Raw genomic sequence first — 18,432 nt, forward strand, 5'->3', positions numbered from 1 at the left:
TTTCAAATATTTACAGAATACAAATTTTATCTTCAATGTCTGAAGAAACAAAAAACACAGACGTTCAGGAAGTTTCTCCGCAACAAGCGAATCCTGAGCAATTTCTAAAAGAATTTAACTGGCACAACTACGAAGAAGGAATAGATCCTATTGCTGACTCTAAATTAGAAGAGTTTGAAAAATTGGTTGCTGAAAATTTCGTGGATACTTTAAATGACGAAGTAGTAATGGGAACAGTAATCAACATTACTGATCGTGATGCTATTATCGACATCAATGCCAAAAGTGAAGGAGTTATTTCGTTAAATGAATTTCGTTATAACCCAGATTTAAAAGTAGGTGACAAAGTAGAAGTATTAATTGATGTACGTGAAGACGCTACTGGTCAGTTGATCCTTTCTCACCGTAAAGCTCGTGTAATCAAAGCATGGGATAGAGTAAATGCAGCACATGACTCTGGTGAAATCGTAAACGGTTTCGTAAAGTGCAGAACTAAAGGAGGTATGATCGTAGACGTTTTCGGAATCGAAGCGTTCTTACCAGGTTCTCAAATTGATGTGAAGCCAATTAGAGATTATGATGCATATGTAGGAAAAACAATGGAATTCAAAGTGGTAAAAATCAACCACGAATTCAAAAACGTTGTTGTTTCTCACAAAGCTCTTATCGAAGCTGATATCGAAGAGCAGAAGAAAGAAATTATTGGTCAATTAGAAAAAGGTCAAGTATTAGAAGGTACTGTTAAGAATGTTACTTCTTACGGTGTGTTCGTTGATCTTGGAGGAGTTGACGGACTTATCCATATTACTGACCTTTCTTGGTCAAGAATTAACCATCCAAATGAGATCGTTGAGTTGGATCAGAAATTGAATGTTGTAATCTTAGACTTTGATGAGGCTAAGACTCGTATTCAATTAGGTCTTAAGCAATTGAAGCCACACCCATGGGAGGCTCTTGACAAAGATCTTAAAGTAGGAGATAAGGTTAAAGGAAAAGTAGTAGTAATCGCAGATTACGGTGCATTTATCGAAGTAGAAGAAGGAGTAGAAGGATTAATCCACGTTTCTGAAATGTCTTGGTCAACTCACTTGCGTTCGGCTCAGGATTTCGTAAAAGTTGGAGATGAAGTAGAAGCAGTAGTACTTACTTTGGATAGAGAAGAACGTAAGATGTCTCTTGGTATCAAACAATTGACTCCAGATCCATGGACAGATATTACTACCAAGTACCCTGTAGGATCTAAGCATTCTGGTATCGTACGTAACTTTACTAACTTTGGTGTATTCGTAGAGTTAGAAGAAGGAATCGATGGGTTGATTTATATCTCTGACCTTTCTTGGACTAAGAAAATCAAGCACCCATCAGACTTTACTAATGTTGGTGATACTCTTGATGTAATCGTTCTTGAATTGGATGTTGAAGGTCGTAAACTAAGTTTAGGACACAAACAAACTGAAGAGAATCCTTGGGATAAGTACGAAACTGAGTTTGGTTTAGGGACTAAGCACACTGCTAAGATTGCTGAAATCGTAGACAAAGGAGCGACTATCGATTTTAACGAAGATATCGTTGCATTTGTTCCTTCTCGTCACTTAGAGAAAGAAGATGGAAGCAAGCTTAAAAAAGGAGAAGAAGCAGAATTCCAAATCATTGAATTCAGTAAAGAATTCAAGAGAGTAGTTGCTTCTCACACTGCTTTATTCAAGGAAGAAGAAGCTAAGATTGTTAAGCAAGCGGCTAAGAAAGCTGCCTCTAGTGCGGCAGAAAAGACTACGCTTGGTGATATTGATGCTTTAGCAGATCTTAAAGCTAAAATGGAAAAAGGAGGAAACTAGATTTTTCTTACTTTTTAAATCATAAAAGGCTGTTCGTTAGAGCAGCCTTTTTTCTTTGTTATATATTTATCATAAACTATGTTCTTATCTCATGATTAATTGCAAATTTTCATTATTTTTGTATTCCAAATATCCTTTTGGAGAATATGAGTCAAAAACTACTACTTAGTGCAAAAGAAATAGATATCATACTGCACCGTTTGGCTTGTCAATTAATAGAAAATCATACCCATTTCAAAGACACCGTGCTTATTGGTGTGCAACCTAGAGGTACTTTTTTAGCAGACCGAATAAGACAAATACTATTAAATGATTATCATCTGGATACCGTAGATTTAGGGTATTTGGATATTACATTTTATAGAGATGACTTTAGGCGAGGAGAAAAACCTTTGGCAGCAAACTCTACGGATATTGATTTTGTAGTAGAAGACAAGCGAGTGGTGTTTATTGATGATGTGTTATACACCGGAAGAAGTATTCGTGCCGCGCTTACTGCTGTTCAATCCTTTGGTAGACCATCAGAAATAGAACTATTAACACTAATCGATAGACGATTTAGCAGGCATTTGCCTATTCAGCCTAACTATAGAGGGAGACAGGTGGATGCGATCAATCAGGAAAAAGTAAAGGTGCATTGGAAAGAAAATGAAGGAGAAGATGCTGTTTATCTGGTTGGTAAATAAATATCAAAAGTACTTTAGAATAGCAATATAAAATACTATGAGCGAATTAAGTGTAAATCACTTACTGGGAATAAAATACCTAAATAAGAAAGATATTGATCTTATTTTTGAGACGGCAGATCACTTTAAAGAAGTGATCAATAGACCCATCAAAAAAGTCCCTTCATTAAGAGATATTACCATTGCTAATTTGTTCTTTGAAAACAGTACCAGAACAAGATTGTCTTTTGAACTTGCTGAAAAAAGACTCTCTGCAGATGTTATCAATTTCTCTGCGGCCTCTTCATCGGTAAAAAGGGAGAAACCCTTATCGATACAGTGAATAATATACTTTCGATGAAGGTAGATATGGTAGTGATGAGACATCCTAACCCTGGGGCCGGTGTTTTCTTGTCAAAACATGTGGATGCGAGTATTGTTAATGCTGGTGATGGTGCACACGAACATCCAACACAAGCCCTATTGGATTCGTATTCTATAAGAGAGCGTTTGGGAGAAGTGGCAGGCAAAAAAGTGGTAATTGTGGGTGACATTTTGCATTCCAGAGTAGCACTTTCTAATATTTTTGCGCTCAAATTACAGGGAGCAGAAGTAAAAGTTTGCGGACCTAAAACCTTGATTCCTAAATATATTGAAAAACTAGGGGTAGAGGTAGAAACAAATTTGCGAAAAGCACTAGAATGGTGTGATATCGCAAATATGCTTAGAGTACAGAATGAAAGAATGGAAATTAGTTATTTCCCTTCTACTCGAGAGTATACCCAACAATTTGGGGTGAATAAAAAATTACTTGATAGTCTTAATAAAGAAATTGTAATAATGCATCCAGGACCCATCAATCGTGGCGTAGAAATCACGAGTGATGTTGCTGATTCGGATCAAGCCATTATTTTGGATCAGGTTCAGAATGGAGTAGCAGTGAGAATGGCAGTGATTTATCTGTTAGCTTCTAAAATTAAACGATAACTTATGATTTTTAATAAAGATGGTTCTACAACCATAATCACACAAGAAAAGACTACCATAATCGAATTTGTCAAGGGTCTTGAAGATAAGTATGAAACGCTTAAAAACGATAATCTTATTATTAATTTATTTTCATTAAAGGATCTTTCTGTGGCAGATGTGAATGAGTTCTTGAGAATATCTAATCAACATAAGGCCGGAAAACATTCATTCGTTATTGTTACCGATAAATTGTCTTATGATGATATTTCTGAAGAGATTACCATTGTGCCTACGCTTCAGGAAGCTTATGATCTGGTAGAGATGGAAGAAATTGAACGAGATTTAGAGTTTTAAGAAATTTTTATATTTTTTGTAATGTTTTGTTTAGCATTGCGTCTTAGTTAATATGAATAAACTAGCCCCTTTTTTCGTATTTATATTTTTTTTAGGTTTCAGTTTCAAGGGTATTGCCCAGGACTGGAAATATGATCTGGATGAAGCTTTGGCAGTAGCCAAAGAAAAAGACCAAAAAATTGTTTTGTTTTTTACAGGTTCGGATTGGTGTCCTCCTTGTATCAAACTGGAAAAGAAAATCCTGTCTACTCAAGAATTTGCAGATTTCACTCAACAAAAATATGTTTGGTTAAAAGCAGATTTCCCTAGAAGAAAGAAAAACAGAATATCTAAAGAACAAAAGCAAAAGAATAAAGCGCTTGCCAGCCGATATAATAAGAAGATGGTTTTTCCTGCCATTCTAATTCTTAATAAAGAAGGTGTTGTACTGGGAGCAACAGGTTACAGAAGAGATTTGGATGTACACGGTTATATTTCATTACTTACCTCTTTTGATTCTTTTGATCAATATTGATTTCTAATAGAGATTGCGCTATATTCACGCTTTGATAATACAATAGTGAAATAAATTTTGAAACTTACAATATTAGGGTGTTACTCTGCAACACCAAGAACATTTACTAATCCTACATCTCAGGTACTTGAAATAAACAATCATATCTTTTTAATTGATTGTGGAGAAGGAACACAGGTGGCGTTGCGAAGAAACAAGGTCAAGTTTTCAAGAATCAAGCACATTTTTATTTCTCATTTGCATGGGGATCATTTTTTTGGCCTCATCGGTTTGGTTTCTACATTTAGATTGTTAGGTAGAGATACTCCTTTGCATATCTATGGACCACAAGGAATTAAAGAAGCGATCACTTTACAGCTGAAACTATCTAATTCCTGGACTGATTTTCCGTTGCACTTTCACGAATTGACTCATACCGGTCCTGAAATAATATTCGAGGACGAAAAAGTAACGGTGCAAACTATTCCACTTCAGCATCGTGTATATTGTAATGGGTTTTTGTTTCGTGAAAAGCCAGGAGAACGACAGTTGGTTTTGAGTAAGGTTCAAAATTATGATATTGATATTGCATATTACCGTTCCATTAAGAAAGGAAAGGATGTAGTTCTGGAAAATGGTGAAGTAATACCAAATTCAGAGTTAACTCTAGATCCAAGACCAGTAAAAAGCTATGCTTTTTGCAGTGACACTCGTTATGATGAAGCCAAAATTGAACAAATCAAAGAGGTAACGGTATTATATCATGAATCTACATTTCTCGAAAGTCATAAACATTTATGTGCCAAAACCGGGCATAGTTCTGCGATCGAAGCGGCTACAATAGCTCAAAAAGCTAATGTAGGCACTTTGATATTAGGTCATTACTCTACACGATATGAAAATATCGAAATATTCAAAGATGAAGCAAATACTGTTTTTGATCATGTAGAAGTAGCTGACGACGGAAAAGTCTTCGAATTTTAAAGAAATAATAAGAATTGTTGTTAGTACTGATTCTATAAAATAGGTAACTTGCGCTTATAAATTGTTACTATGAATCGGGATCTGACCAACTATCGTAAGTCTTATGAAAAACATACACTGGAGGAAGAAAATCTTCAGGATTCACCATTTCAGTTGTTTTCAGATTGGTTTAAAGAGGTAGAAGAAAGTGGAGGAGTTGAGGAGACCAATGCAATGACTTTAACTACATTGGGACTAGATGGATTCCCAAAAGCAAGAGTAGTTTTATTAAAAGAATTTGATCATACCGGTTTTATTTTTTACTCCAACTACGAGTCTGAGAAAGCCAAGGCCATGGATAGTAATAATAAAGTATGTATTTCCTTTTTTTGGCCTAACCTGGAGCGACAAGTAATCATAAAGGGGAGGGTAGAAAAAGTATCCGAAGAAAAGAGTGAATCCTATTTCAGATCAAGACCAAGAGGCAGTCAATTAGGGGCCTGGGCTTCACAACAAAGCGAAATCATCAATTCAAGAACGGTACTAGAAAACCAATTGCAATCATTGGAAAACAAATTTGAAGGGAAAGACATTCCTAAACCCTCATTTTGGGGTGGTTATCAAATTATTCCTTCAGAATTCGAGTTTTGGCAAGGTAGAGCAAATCGTTTACACGATCGCATACGTTATCAAAAAGAAAGTGACCAGTGGATTACCAAAAGACTTTCTCCATGATTTAATCCATAATTACAAAATTTGATCTTCTGTTTTTACGATACTCTTCTTCGTTACAATCTTGACCATCAAGACAATCGTTAACTGGACGCGTTTCTCCAAATCCAACATAAGATAAAATTCTATTTCTGGAAACGTTTTGACTTACTAAATAGTTGTAAATAGACTCTGCTCTTTTTTGGGATAAATCAAGGTTATAATCATGATTACCTCTACTATCTGAATGAGTTTCGATCTTGATCACCATATCTGGATAGTCCTTGGTCATCAATTCAACAATTTTATTTAGTTCTAGTTCTGCTCTTTCAGTAATATCCCATTTATCAAATTCGAAATAGATCTCATTCAAATTAATAAGATCATTTATGGTCTTATCTAGTTTTGAATTTGCTTCCAAATCTGTTTTTGGTGGAGTAGAGCTTTGCACGATATCACCAGGTGTAATTCCTCCACTTTTAGTATTCGAAGACTTGTCTGTTTTATCAAAATCCCCAGGAGTAACCTGAGCAATGTCGTGATCTAGTTTCTTCTTTGGTATAGCAACAAGGCTGCTAGCGTTAGGACAATTTAGTGTACTTATGTCGATTGCCAATTTGAACTGATAGTAATCTGGCAAGTCACATTTGTTAATGTGATTATATCCTTTAGAGTACTTTATTGTTTCATTCAATGATCCATTAAACTCTGCAGTAACAGGTTGGTCAACTACGGTAATGTCGTCTATGGTTTCAATAGATTCGCAACTAGTATCTACTGTTACATTGTAAGATATATGGAAAGGCTCACTATCTATTTTCACCATTTTATTAGGGATAGTGAACAAAATAGTTCTGGTGTTCTTATCGAATTTCGCCTTAACACGTTTAGGTAGTTCTAAAGACTTTTCAGAAAAAATAACATTTTTGGGAAGAACATCTTTAATAATAGTGTTCTTCGCATCATCATTACCTTCGTTATGAATAGTAAGGTGATATGTTATCTCTTGCTTAGGCGCTAATACATCCTCTGGATGAATATATCTGTTATTATCGGTAAACTTAGACCTTTTAATGATATGTATAGCAGGCTCGTAGATGTCTACACTAAAAGCTACTGCCATTACAGAGTATCCATCGTTATCGGTCTTTAATCTAAATTTAGCTTCCGTTTGATTATTACCTATAATACTATTTCTTACATTTTTAATATCGAATAAGTCAGCATCATAACCAAGCGTATTCTGACTAGCAGGAACCCTAGTTTTAACATTTCTTCCATTCTCAGTAATATTCGCATTAAAGAAATTATTCATAGGATTTGTACCATCTGCAAGACTCTTGTATTTGTTCGTCTCATTAGACATTACTTGAAAACGATCTCCACGAATTCCTTTATCTCCTTCGTAAGCAATTACACCAATTTTTCCATGAACTGCACCATTAGGTATTGTTTGGAAGTTGTTGAATGAAAAAGCAACGGGTTTGGATTTAGAATCTATATTTACGAAACCATCATATACATAAAATCTTTTTCTAGGTTTGGCATGGTCTTCGTAAATTACAACCATAGTCCAACCTCCCGCTAATCCATTTCCAAGAGTTGCATCGTCATTTACTTCAGAAGTAGTGGCAGGGATATTAGCTAAGGTATAGGTTCCTAGCGGATTCTTTAAGTTTAGTACATCTTCTGTTATATCCTTATAGCAAGAATACTGCTTAAACAATGCTTCAGAATCGTTGTAATAATCATGAATAATTTTACCATCCGTAATAGTAGCGTATTCACTTTGACCTGGATACTTAATTTTTATAGAAGTAATATCTTCAGTTCGATTTTCGTCGGCATACGAAGCAGTCCAATAAAGACCAACGTGCCTTATGGTGCTACATTCTGTGTCAATAATAAGATCCGCACTACTGGAATTAAAAGTGGAAGGGTCATTATCGATATCGATAAATCCCATTCTGAATTGATTATTCAATCCACCATCATTGTAGCTTTTGTTGGGATCAAAAACCCCAGTGCCATCGTCATTACTGACTTTTCCTAATATTGTATTGGAAACAAACTTAAAATCCCCCTTGAAAGTAAATTCGGCCCTTTTTTCTAAAGGAACCTCTACTTGTCCGTACATAGATGAACCGCAAAAAATTGCAGCAACCATTAGTAGGTTTAAGCTTCGTAATCCAAAAAGATTTCCTTTCTTCATAATCTCTTTTTCCACTTTTCTAGTTTTTTAGCCCTTGCATTTTGACTTAATTCGTGCGAGTTTTGCTTGGGGGAAGCACTCCTAATTAAGGGAAAACCGTATGTAAATTTAAATTTTAACATTTACATAAATAAGAAAAAACACAGGTTTTCGATGTAAATACAATTTTTATCGATCAAAACCAGCCCTCTATCGACTTCATATTCACTTGTTTATCGCACCTTATTACTTCTTGTTCTTGTCTTTTAACAGCAATTCATCGTTATATCACAATAAAACAGATCAAATTAATTTTTTGATTTAACGGTTATTTTATTCTAGGTTATAGCAATTATTGAATGCGAATTAGTAAACTTGTATTACATAACTCATTTTTGCCACTTATAGTATAGAAATCATGAAAACTTTATATATCATTAGACATGCCAAATCTTCTTGGGATTACGATGTTCCTGATGACCAAAGGCCATTAAGTAATAGAGGGATTAGAGATGCCGAATTAATTGGGAAACATCTGAAAACCCTTGTAAAACCTATAGATTTGGTACTAAGTAGCCCTGCGGAACGGGCATATAAGACTTCACAAATTGTTTTGGATAATCTGTCGATCGATAAAGATGTATTTCGTTTAGAACCAGATCTTTATGATTTTGGTGGAAATAAAGTTTTGGAAGTAATTAAAAACTGCAAGAATAAGATCAATACGCTTCTTATTTTTGGTCACAACCATGCATTCACTTCGATAGTAAATTTATTAGGGGATCAAAGTATTGATAACCTACCTACCGCTGGAGCTGTTGGTATTGAGTTTGAAGAGGAGCAATGGGATCAAATTTCTGTAGGAAAAATCGTTCTTATGGTTTTTCCTAAATCTTTACGATAAATATGGAATTATTTAACAATCAGTATATTAATAGAGAGTTAAGCTGGTTGCAGTTTAATGCAAGAGTATTACAAGAAGCTGCAGATGATAGTGTTCCCTTGGTGGAACGTTTACGTTTTATCGGGATATTTTCTAATAACTTAGATGAATTCTTTAAAGTACGCTATGCTACGATCAAAAGGATCGATTTGGCTGGAAAAGATGGTAAGAATGTCTTGAAAGGAACCACGGCAAGTAATCTGTTGGAAAGAATCACTAAGATCGTAATTAAACAACAGGCAGAGAGTTTAAAAACCATTGATACCATTGGCAAAAAGCTGGAATCTCGTAATATCTTTATTATTAACGAAGATCAAGTGAATGAGGATCAAGATCAGTTTATTCGTAATTACTTTGTGAGTAAAGTAAGTCCCGCTTTGGTGACCTATATTTTGAATGACCTTGAAGAGTTTCCCCATCTAAAGGATAGTGTTGCGTATTTGGCAGTAAAACTTGTATTGAAAGAACGAATTCCCAAAGAAGGAAGGATTTCCAAGATTTTACAACAAACGACCAAAGAGAAGATATATGCACTTATAGAAATCCCTAAAAACATGGACCGATTTGTGGTCTTACCAGAAAAAGATGGGAAACAGTATATTATCATTCTTGACGATTTGATTAGGTACTGTATGCGCATTAACTTCAGCATTTTTGACTATGTAAGTGCATCTACACATATGATTAAAATCACAAGAGATGCGCAGTTAGATTTTGATAATGATCTTAGTAAAAGTTTTATCCAAAAAATATCTAGTAGTGTAAAATCCAGAAGGGATGGAGAACCTGTTCGATTCGTTTATGATAAAGAGATCGAAAAGGATACGTTAGAATTCCTGATGGAGAAAATGGAAATTGATAATACCGATAGTATTATCCCTGGAGGTAGATACCACAACCGAAGAGATTATATGCGCTTTCCTGATTTGGGAAATCCTGAACTCACTTATCAAACCATGCAACCTCTTACCATTCCTGGTCTACCATTGCAAGGTAGTTTGTTAGATAAAATTGCGAAAAAGGATTTTCTTCAATACACCCCTTACCATACGTTTTCTTACACGGTAAAGTTTTTAAGAGAATCCGCTATTGATCCTAAAGTAAAAAGTATAAAAATTACTATATACCGACTGGCTAGTATTTCTCATATCGCCAGTTCTTTGATTAATGCTGTAAAAAATGGGAAAAAGGTAACGGTACAAATTGAACTGCAAGCCAGGTTTGATGAGGCGGCCAATATTAGATATGCAGAACAGATGCAACGAGAAGGCGTACATCTTAATTTTGGAGTTACCGGACTTAAAGTGCATTGTAAAGCTTGTGTTATAGAACGCGAAGAAAAAGGGAAAACCAAGAGATACGGTTTTATAAGTACCGGTAATTTTAATGAGTCTACAGCCAAGATATATACAGATTATACCTTGTTTACCACAAATGAAGCAATTCTTAAGGAAACCAATCGGGTATTTAAGTTTTTTGAAATCAATTACAAAGTCAATAGATACAAACACCTTTTGTTATCCCCACATTACACGCGATCCTCTTTGGTAAAATTGATTGATAACGAAATCACGAATAGTGGAAATGGATTGCCAGCAAGAATACGATTGAAACTCAATAGTCTTAGTGACTATGATATGATTGATAAGTTATATGAAGCCAGTAGAGCTGGGGTAAAAATAGATTTAATTATTCGCGGAATTTGCTGCTTAATCCCAGGTATCCCCGGAATGAGCGAGAATATAAGAGCTATCAGTATAGTAGATAAATTTTTGGAACATCCACGATTACTCATTTTTGAGAATGGAGGGGATCCTAAAGTGTATATTTCATCTGCAGACTGGATGACTCGAAATCTAGATCGAAGAGTCGAAATCTCATGTCCTATCTACGACGAAGATATCAAATTAGAACTTATGGAAACTTTTGATATCTCCTGGAACGATAATGTAAAAGCCAGGATTCTTTCTAAAGATCAGGATAATGCTTACATTCGAAACGAAAAAGAAAAAATAAGATCACAGGTTGCTACCTATGATTACTATTTACAGAAACTAGGAAATTAATTATTTTGTTGACAATAGAGAAATACGGAGCCATTGATATCGGTTCGAATGCAATTAGATTATTAATAAGCAGTGTTCACGAAGAAGAAGGAAAGGCCACTAGATTCAAAAAAACTAGTTTAGTTCGTGTTCCGATACGATTAGGAGCTGATGTATTTAAAGATAAAAGAGTTTCTGAAGCAAATATTGCCCGAATGCTTGATACCATGCAAGCGTATCAATTGCTTATGAAAACGCACAAAGTAGTGCGATACAAGGCTTGTGCTACCTCCGCAATGCGTGAAGCAGAAAATGGGAAAGAACTTGTGCAATTGATAAAAGATCAAACTGGAATTCAAATCGATATTATTGATGGAAAAGATGAAGCCGCAATTATTGCCATGACAGATCTTCATCAATTGATCAATACTGATGCTTCTTATCTCTATGTTGATGTAGGAGGGGGAGTACAGAGTTTACGCTATATCATAACGGAAATACAGTGACTTCAAGATCCTTCAAATTAGGGACGGTAAGATTGCTCAACAATTTGGTTCCGGATCAAACCTGGAATGAAGTCCAAAATTGGATACAAGACATTACCCAAGATTATCAACGGATATCTTTGATCGGTTCTGGAGGGAATATCAATAATATTTTCAAGAATAGCGGAAAAAGCATGGGGAAACCCTTATCATTCTTATATCTCAGTTCGTATTACAAACTTTTGAATTCGTTGACTTACGAAGAACGGATATGGGAGCTTAATTTGAATCAGGATAGAGCCGATGTAATTGTGCCCGCAGCAAGAATTTATCTGTCCGCTATGAAATGGAGCGGAGCCAAAGATATTTACGTTCCAAAGATCGGATTATCGGATGGGATCATTAAATCCTTGTACAATGAAAAATTGAAAGACAAATAATTCCATAAAATCTGTATATTTACTGCCAGATTTCCCCCTGATATTGTAATTAAACACATATTTACTATGAAAAAAACTTTACTTTACGTTGGTATCTTTTTATTCACTCTTTCAGGAGTATTAGCACAAGAAAAAACGTATGGAGTTCGTCTGGGAGCAAATCTTAGTTCAATCAGTTCTGATGATATTCCAGAAAACCTGGAAGATAATCGATTCGGTTTTGTGGTTGGTTTTCTGGCCGAATATCCTATCAAGGATCGAATAAGTTTTCAACCAGAATTGCAGTATTCTTCTCAAGGAAATGATGATGAAGCACTTCGTGTGGATTATTTAAAACTTCCCTTGTTCTTCAAGTACAATTTTACAAACATTTTTAATGTTCATATTGGGCCTCAGGTAGGGCTTAAAATATGGGAATGGGAAGACAACGCTGGTATAGATGCCAACTTCAATACTTTTGATTTTGCTGCGGTTGCCGGAATCGGAGTCAACATTACCGAGAATTTCTTTGCAGATCTTCGTTATGACTTTGGGTTGTCTAATGTTTTCGATGATGAGGGTGTAACCGGAGGAGCAGATGGGAATAACAGTGTTATACAACTTTCCTTTGGATATAAATTATAATAAATTGTAGACGATATAAACAAAAAAGAGACTTATAAATAACAAGTCTCTTTTTTGTTTAACCATGTATTGTTTCTTTGGTACCGAGATCTTTCATGATTTCTGCTTCGAATTCGAGGAGATCTTGCCATTTTTTATCTACTTCTTCTCGTTTTCCGTACTTACGGGCAAAATTCAGAAACATCGTATAATGATTGGCTTCGCTTACCATAAGGTCTCTATAGAACTTGGCTAGCTCTTGATCTTCAAGTTCTTCAGAAAGCAATTTGAATCGCTCACAACTTCTGGCTTCAATAAGCGCAGCATATAATAAGCGATGTACCAAGTGAGTTTCTCTACTTCCTCCTTTAGGGAAAAACTTCAGTAATTTGTTGACATACTCATCCTTTCTATCTCTACCTAAAGTCCATCCCCGAGCAATAATTTTATCATGTACCATTTTGAAATGACTAATTTCTTCTTTTACCAATTTGGTCATTTCTTGAACCAAGTCAGTATATTCAGGAAAACTTACAATTAAAGAAATTGCAGTAGAAGCCGCTTTTTGCTCGCAAAACGCATGATCCGTTAAGATCTCTTCAATATTCTTTTCAACAATGTTTACCCATCTTGGATCGGTAGGAAGTTTTAAACCTAGCATCTTTTTATTTTTTAATTAGCCATCAGGACATATGGGGCCATAAATGTATTAGCAAAGATACTTATCCTGTAGAACTTCTAAAAAAAGTGGATTTAAAAAAAGGGAGTAGTTGTAGATCTAAAGATCTAAGTCAAACAGAGATCGTAGCTTATCAATAAGTGGATTTTTCTCTTTTAACTTCTCGTATTTGTCTTGAGGGGTAAAAGCATATTTTTTGGAAGCTTCTTCATTAACATGAATAACAAGTTCGATGCTATAGTTGTTTAATTTCCTGTATAAGAACTGAAATAAACCAGGGAGCGCATTCTCCAAATCTACTTTCATAGATTGATTTGGAAGCTCTACCTGAATTTTACCTTCACTATTCATACTTGGTACATTCATTGCAAACATAGAACCGATAATACGTTCTCCCTTCTTATCTTGCAATTTACCATATTCGATCCAGGCATCTTTCATTTCAGATTCTGTAAACTCATCATGCGGTAAAGAGTTCGGATCTACAATACTGTCTACTTTCTTTTCCTGATGTTCTTTCTTTTTACGAATACTACTCAAGGATAATCCCGAAGTCTTTTTACGAGGAGAAGATATAGAAAGATTATTTTTAGTTTCAGCGGCAGGTGTTTGAGTAACCATGTCACTTTCTGTACTACTTACTTCTCGATCTATGGTTTGAACATTTTCTTTTTCCTGAATATTACTATCTGTTGTTTCTACTGCAACAGGAATGGGTTCAGGTACCGGGTCTGTATTAGGAACAGGCTTCGTTTCAACCTTCTCTTTAATCTCTTGATTAATTTTTATGGGTTGGATACCTTTTTCTTTGAAATAAGAAGGAGGAATTATGTAGGGTTTGTCATTTTTTTCTCCATCCGGAGTAAGGATAGAGGCAAGCTGCATCAAACATAGTTCAACCAGTAATCTTTGATTACGACTGGTTTTATATTTCAGATCACAATCATTGGCCAATTCAATTCCTTTTATAAGAAAGGTGTGTGATGCTTTTTGAGATTGCTCCAGATATTTTGTTTTGGTTTGTTCTCCTACTTCCAAAAGATTAATGGTAGCTTGATTTTTGCAGACCAAAAGATCTCTGAAATGAGAGGCTAATCCTGCAATAAAATGGTGCCCATCAAATCCTTGAGCTAGAATATGATTAAACTCAATAAGTAATTGAGGAATATTATTTTGTAAAATCAAATCGGTAGCCTTAAAATAGGTCTCGTAATCCAGTACGTTCAAATTTTCGGTTACCGCTTGTCTGGTTAAGTTTTTACCACTGAAACTAACAACCCGATCAAAAATAGACAACGCATCTCGCATCGCCCCATCCGCCTTTTGCGCAATAATTTGCAACGCATCTTCATCGGCATTAATTCCTTCTTGAGCTGCAACCTGCATCAGATGATTTTTGGCATCAGTTACCGTGATTCTTTTGAAATCAAAGATTTGACATCTCGATAAAATCGTTGGAATGATCTTATGCTTTTCTGTGGTAGCTAATATAAAAATAGCGTGCTTTGGAGGTTCTTCTAATGTCTTTAGGAACGCATTAAAAGCAGCTTGGGATAACATATGAACCTCATCGATGATATAGACTTTGTATTTTCCTACTTGTGGAGGAATACGTACCTGATCAATAAGATTCCGAATATCGTCTACAGAGTTGTTGGAAGCGGCATCAAGCTCAAAAATATTGAATGCAAAATCTTCATCTGGATGTTCGTTTCCATCTTGATTGATTGTTTTTGCCAATATTCTTGCACATGAGGTTTTACCAACTCCTCTTGGACCAGTAAATAGCAAAGCCTGCGCCAAATGGTTGTTTTCTATAGCATTCAGCAAAGTATTGGTAATAGCCTGCTGCCCTACAACATCCTTGAAGGTTTGAGGTCTATATTTCCGTGCAGATACTATAAAGTGTTCCATCGTTACAAAGTTAAAAATTGCAAGCATAAATTACATTTCAGGATTTGGTTTTTATATTTAGTTATTAACAGCTGTTGTACTTATTGAATTTATAATATTTTTGCAGCAAGCAGATCACCTTATCGCGACGCTGTCGAGGAAAGTCCGGACACCATAGCGCAGCATAGCGGGTAACGCCCGTCCGTTGTAAGACGAGGACAAGTGCAACAGAAAGAATGTACAGGTAATGCTGTAGTGAAATCAGGTAAACTCTATGCGGTGCAACGCCATGTAAACCAACTTTTGAGGGTTGCGCGCCCAATGTTGGAGGGTAGGCGGTTGGAGCTAGTAAGTAATTACTGGCCTAGATAAATGATAAGGCCCGTCTTTTGACGGTGACAGAATCCGGCTTATGATCTGCTTTTTTATTTTAGTTTTTGTAAATAATGTTTCTCACACAAAAGCTTAGTTTCATTCGTACAAATGCTCCGTGTCAAGGTCAAATAAGTTTTACAACTACTTTAACAATGGGCTATACTAAATTTCTTGTACCTTGTGCGGCAAAGAAATTGACCCTATGAAAATTGCGATTGTTTGTTACCCTACTTTTGGAGGTAGTGGAGTAGTGGCTACCGAGTTAGGTATTGCCTTGGCAAAATTGAACCATGAAGTTCATTTTATTACCTATAAACAGCCTGTACGCTTGGATTTGTTAAATCCTAACATTCATTTTCATGAGGTTCATGTTCCAACCTATCCGCTATTTTTATATCAACCCTATGAGTTGGCTTTATCCAGTAAGCTTGTGGGTATCATTAAGAAACATAATATAGATGTTCTACATGTACATTACGCAATACCACATGCTTATGCAGGGTATATGGCCAAAAAGATGCTAGAGGAAGAAGGAATTTATATCCCGATGCTAACCACGCTTCACGGTACCGATATAACATTAGTAGGTAATCATCCAAACTATAAACCAGCAGTTACTTTCAGTATTAACAATAGTGATATCGTTACCTCGGTTTCGCAAAGTTTGAAAGACGATACTTTGCGTTTGTTCAATATCAAACAGGATATTAAGGTAGTTCCAAACTTTATTGATGTAAGCCAACAAAAAACTAGCTTTACCGATTGCCAAAGAGAGGTTATGGCAGCACCAGAGGAACGTATTGTGACCCATATTAGTAATTTTAGACCAGTAAAAAGAATTACAGATATCATAGATATCTTTAATAATATTCAAAAAGAAATGCCAGCCAAATTGTTGATGGTTGGAGAAGGACCAGAGCGTAAACCGGCAGAACAGAAGTGTAAAGAGCTGGGTATTAAGGATAAGGTGATCTTTCTCGGTAATAGCAATGAGATTGATAAGATCTTGTGCTTTTCGGATCTATTCTTGCTACCTTCAGAACGAGAGAGCTTTGGTTTAGCGGCCTTAGAAGCTATGGTGAATAAAGTGCCTGTTATATCAAGTAATGCTGGAGGAATTCCAGAAGTAAATCGTCATGGGGTATCAGGGTACCTAAGTAATGTTGGTGATGTTGAAGAAATGTCAGCAAACGCGATTAAAATTCTTAAAGATGACGATGTACTAGAACAGTTTAAGGAGAATGCATACAAAGAAGCAAAAACATTTGATGTAAACGAAATCGTTCCTAAATACATTGCTTTATACGAAGGTGCATTAGCAATGACTTAGGAACGATTTATATTGTTTTGTTATATTCTTTTCTATTAGAACTGATAACGGATTCCTAACCCTAGGTCAAAATCCAGATCATCATCATTGTCTCCAAAACCTATTTCTGGTCTAAAATCAAGAGATATGAGTATCGGGATATTGAAGTTGTATTCTATACCGATGTCACCTGCGATAAATAGATAGGTATCACTATCATCTCCACCAGGGAAATTATCATCCAGATCTACATATACAAATCCTCCACCAGGACCTACATACCAATTAAATCCTTTGTCCAGATTAAATACCCATTGGTATAGCCCTGTAAATTTGATAGCATCTCCAAAATCGAAATCTCTCCATCCCAAATCAAACTCAAGTCGATTGTTTCCGCTTAAGCCTAATTGATAAGATATTTCTGCACCAAAACCATCATCATCTCCCAACCTCAAACCTAATGCATGCTTAGAAATTTCTTGTGATTGAACTGTACTTATCGACGCTACAATAAAAGCTACAATAAATAAAATACGTTTTGTCATAGTTAAATAGGTTTTTTAGATTTATGATATCAAATATAACGTTCCATATCTACTTTTAATGTATTTTGTCGACATTTATTACGATTTTTGTAGTAGCATGTCAGTGCTTTCAAAGATTTTGTCAGCGGAGTTTGCTATAAATCCGGTAAATAGCGTTCCGTCTTGTTTTGGGTAGCGATAAGCAAATTCATAATAACATGAAGTGATGTTTTGCTTTCCTTCTTCAAACTCGAATTCAATTTTATCCGCCAGTATGCTGGATTGTTCCAAAAGTTGATCTGCAGAACCTTTGATTTCTCCACCCGAAGTATTCATCTGGAAACCATTGTCTTTCAAGAAATGATTTACCTGCTCTAGCGTATGAAAAGAACTCAATTTGTTTACGTCTACGGTAAAGTGATTTGAACAAAAACCATTAACATACATCCATGCGGCATATTCAGATTCTTCAAGCAATGTAGTATAGGTAGCATACGAAGGAGTTTTCCAAACCCTACCTTTCAGAATCAGATCATCCTGCAAGAATACTTCTTGATCTACTTCATCTAGTAGTTCCTTAACTGTGTTTTGTAATTGAGAAGAGCATTCTTCCAACAACAATTGACTGATAAAAATTTTTGGAGCATTTGGATGCTCTTGATGTTCAAAATGTTTTGCATATAACTTTTTAGCTTCAAAACGATATTCTCCTTTTGAGATATATCCCATTTGTATAAAAACACTAGAGAGTACATCGATGTTTACTCTGGGATCGTTGAAAGTTCGTATTGCAATATGATCATTAAAAACGGTATTCCCTTCCTGCTCTAATAGTGATTTTACCTTTTGGGCAGAGGGAGTCTTGGTAGTATATTGTTTCCATAATTCATTAAAAAAATCAGTAGTATCCATAACGTCTTGTTTTTTGATGTAAAATTATTAGTTTTGACTTTAA

Annotated in this window: 15 protein-coding genes, 1 other RNA gene and 2 pseudogenes; 13 read left to right on the top strand and 5 right to left on the bottom strand. The window is 35.4% G+C overall.

Annotated features, from left to right (window positions below; all coding sequences use genetic code 11):
- The first annotated feature begins 35 nt into the window (after positions 1–35).
- The 7 genes and pseudogenes from rpsA (at position 36) to pdxH (ending at position 6,014) form a co-directional block, all read left to right on the top strand.
- Complete coding sequence (rpsA, locus tag AC0L3Q_RS11975) at positions 36–1,835, top strand: 30S ribosomal protein S1 (protein ID WP_073313251.1); 1,800 nt, start codon at positions 36–38, stop codon at positions 1,833–1,835.
- A gap of 146 nt (positions 1,836–1,981) precedes the next feature.
- On the top strand, positions 1,982–2,521 hold the full coding sequence (pyrR, locus tag AC0L3Q_RS11980; RefSeq protein WP_073313253.1) for a bifunctional pyr operon transcriptional regulator/uracil phosphoribosyltransferase PyrR: 540 nt from the start codon (positions 1,982–1,984) through the stop codon (positions 2,519–2,521).
- Between the two features lie 37 nt (positions 2,522–2,558).
- Positions 2,559–3,487 (top strand): annotated as a pseudogene (locus tag AC0L3Q_RS11985) (aspartate carbamoyltransferase catalytic subunit).
- Positions 3,488–3,490: 3 nt separating this feature from the next.
- The gene (locus AC0L3Q_RS11990; protein ID WP_473286771.1) at positions 3,491–3,823 is read left to right on the top strand and encodes a ribonuclease Z; all 333 of its coding nucleotides are present in this window, start codon (positions 3,491–3,493) and stop codon (positions 3,821–3,823) included.
- Between the two features lie 52 nt (positions 3,824–3,875).
- Positions 3,876–4,337, top strand: coding sequence for a thioredoxin family protein (locus tag AC0L3Q_RS11995; RefSeq protein ID WP_473286773.1), 462 nt, complete (start codon positions 3,876–3,878; stop codon positions 4,335–4,337).
- A gap of 57 nt (positions 4,338–4,394) precedes the next feature.
- Positions 4,395–5,300, top strand: coding sequence for a ribonuclease Z (locus AC0L3Q_RS12000; RefSeq protein WP_073313263.1), 906 nt, complete (start codon positions 4,395–4,397; stop codon positions 5,298–5,300).
- Between the two features lie 69 nt (positions 5,301–5,369).
- Positions 5,370–6,014, top strand: a complete 645-nt coding sequence (gene pdxH / locus AC0L3Q_RS12005; protein WP_473286775.1) for a pyridoxamine 5'-phosphate oxidase — start codon at positions 5,370–5,372, stop codon at positions 6,012–6,014.
- A gap of 1 nt (position 6,015) precedes the next feature.
- On the opposite strand, the gene AC0L3Q_RS12010 is transcribed toward pdxH, so the two are convergent.
- Complete coding sequence (locus tag AC0L3Q_RS12010) at positions 6,016–8,217, bottom strand: OmpA family protein (RefSeq protein WP_473286776.1); 2,202 nt, start codon at positions 8,215–8,217, stop codon at positions 6,016–6,018.
- Positions 8,218–8,599: 382 nt separating this feature from the next.
- Here AC0L3Q_RS12010 and AC0L3Q_RS12015 point away from each other — a divergent pair, with 382 nt between their 5' ends.
- From AC0L3Q_RS12015 to AC0L3Q_RS12030, 4 genes and pseudogenes are all read left to right on the top strand, one after another.
- Complete coding sequence (locus AC0L3Q_RS12015) at positions 8,600–9,085, top strand: SixA phosphatase family protein (RefSeq protein WP_473286777.1); 486 nt, start codon at positions 8,600–8,602, stop codon at positions 9,083–9,085.
- 2 nt (positions 9,086–9,087) lie between these two features.
- Positions 9,088–11,190, top strand: coding sequence for a polyphosphate kinase 1 (ppk1, locus tag AC0L3Q_RS12020; protein ID WP_473286779.1), 2,103 nt, complete (start codon positions 9,088–9,090; stop codon positions 11,188–11,190).
- 5 nt (positions 11,191–11,195) lie between these two features.
- Positions 11,196–12,094 (top strand): annotated as a pseudogene (locus tag AC0L3Q_RS12025) (Ppx/GppA phosphatase family protein).
- Positions 12,095–12,160: 66 nt separating this feature from the next.
- Positions 12,161–12,718, top strand: a complete 558-nt coding sequence (locus AC0L3Q_RS12030) for a porin family protein (RefSeq protein ID WP_473286781.1) — start codon at positions 12,161–12,163, stop codon at positions 12,716–12,718.
- Positions 12,719–12,776: 58 nt separating this feature from the next.
- On the opposite strand, the gene AC0L3Q_RS12035 is transcribed toward AC0L3Q_RS12030, so the two are convergent.
- A complete protein-coding gene (locus AC0L3Q_RS12035) occupies positions 12,777–13,358 on the bottom strand; it encodes a MiaE family protein (protein ID WP_073313318.1) in 582 nt (193 codons plus the stop codon).
- A 117-nt stretch (positions 13,359–13,475) separates the two neighbouring features.
- Positions 13,476–15,290: a DNA polymerase III subunit gamma/tau gene (locus AC0L3Q_RS12040; protein ID WP_473286783.1), complete on the bottom strand. Its 1,815-nt coding sequence runs from the start codon at positions 15,288–15,290 to the stop codon at positions 13,476–13,478.
- A 106-nt stretch (positions 15,291–15,396) separates the two neighbouring features.
- On the opposite strand from AC0L3Q_RS12040, the gene rnpB reads away from it, so the two are divergent.
- Both rnpB and bshA read left to right on the top strand, forming a co-directional pair.
- Positions 15,397–15,697, top strand: an RNA gene (gene rnpB / locus AC0L3Q_RS12045) — RNase P RNA component class A.
- Positions 15,698–15,846: 149 nt separating this feature from the next.
- Complete coding sequence (gene bshA, locus AC0L3Q_RS12050; RefSeq protein WP_473286785.1) at positions 15,847–16,974, top strand: N-acetyl-alpha-D-glucosaminyl L-malate synthase BshA; 1,128 nt, start codon at positions 15,847–15,849, stop codon at positions 16,972–16,974.
- Positions 16,975–17,009: 35 nt separating this feature from the next.
- On the opposite strand, the gene AC0L3Q_RS12055 is transcribed toward bshA, so the two are convergent.
- Positions 17,010–17,498, bottom strand: a complete 489-nt coding sequence (locus tag AC0L3Q_RS12055; protein WP_073313330.1) for a hypothetical protein — start codon at positions 17,496–17,498, stop codon at positions 17,010–17,012.
- Positions 17,499–17,576: 78 nt separating this feature from the next.
- Positions 17,577–18,389: a 2-oxoadipate dioxygenase/decarboxylase family protein gene (locus AC0L3Q_RS12060; protein WP_473286787.1), complete on the bottom strand. Its 813-nt coding sequence runs from the start codon at positions 18,387–18,389 to the stop codon at positions 17,577–17,579.
- Between the last annotated feature and the right edge of the window lie 43 nt (positions 18,390–18,432).

This window comes from Aquimarina sp. KJ22-3, assembly GCF_055808215.1.

Bases quoted from the DNA above. Each gene is read 5' to 3' on its own strand.
- ppk1 (WP_473286779.1), top strand. From the start codon at position 9,088: ATGGAATTATTTAACAATCAGTATATTAATAGAGAGTTAAGCTGGTTG.
- AC0L3Q_RS12015 (WP_473286777.1), top strand. From the start codon at position 8,600: ATGAAAACTTTATATATCATTAGACATGCCAAATCTTCTTGGGATTAC.
- AC0L3Q_RS12060 (WP_473286787.1), bottom strand. From the start codon at position 18,389: ATGGATACTACTGATTTTTTTAATGAATTATGGAAACAATATACTACC.
- AC0L3Q_RS12035 (WP_073313318.1), bottom strand. From the start codon at position 13,358: ATGCTAGGTTTAAAACTTCCTACCGATCCAAGATGGGTAAACATTGTT.
- bshA (WP_473286785.1), top strand. From the start codon at position 15,847: ATGAAAATTGCGATTGTTTGTTACCCTACTTTTGGAGGTAGTGGAGTA.
- pyrR (WP_073313253.1), top strand. From the start codon at position 1,982: ATGAGTCAAAAACTACTACTTAGTGCAAAAGAAATAGATATCATACTG.
- AC0L3Q_RS12040 (WP_473286783.1), bottom strand. From the start codon at position 15,290: ATGGAACACTTTATAGTATCTGCACGGAAATATAGACCTCAAACCTTC.
- pdxH (WP_473286775.1), top strand. From the start codon at position 5,370: ATGAATCGGGATCTGACCAACTATCGTAAGTCTTATGAAAAACATACA.
- AC0L3Q_RS12030 (WP_473286781.1), top strand. From the start codon at position 12,161: ATGAAAAAAACTTTACTTTACGTTGGTATCTTTTTATTCACTCTTTCA.
- AC0L3Q_RS11990 (WP_473286771.1), top strand. From the start codon at position 3,491: ATGATTTTTAATAAAGATGGTTCTACAACCATAATCACACAAGAAAAG.
- rpsA (WP_073313251.1), top strand. From the start codon at position 36: ATGTCTGAAGAAACAAAAAACACAGACGTTCAGGAAGTTTCTCCGCAA.
- AC0L3Q_RS11995 (WP_473286773.1), top strand. From the start codon at position 3,876: ATGAATAAACTAGCCCCTTTTTTCGTATTTATATTTTTTTTAGGTTTC.
- AC0L3Q_RS12055 (WP_073313330.1), bottom strand. From the start codon at position 17,498: ATGACAAAACGTATTTTATTTATTGTAGCTTTTATTGTAGCGTCGATA.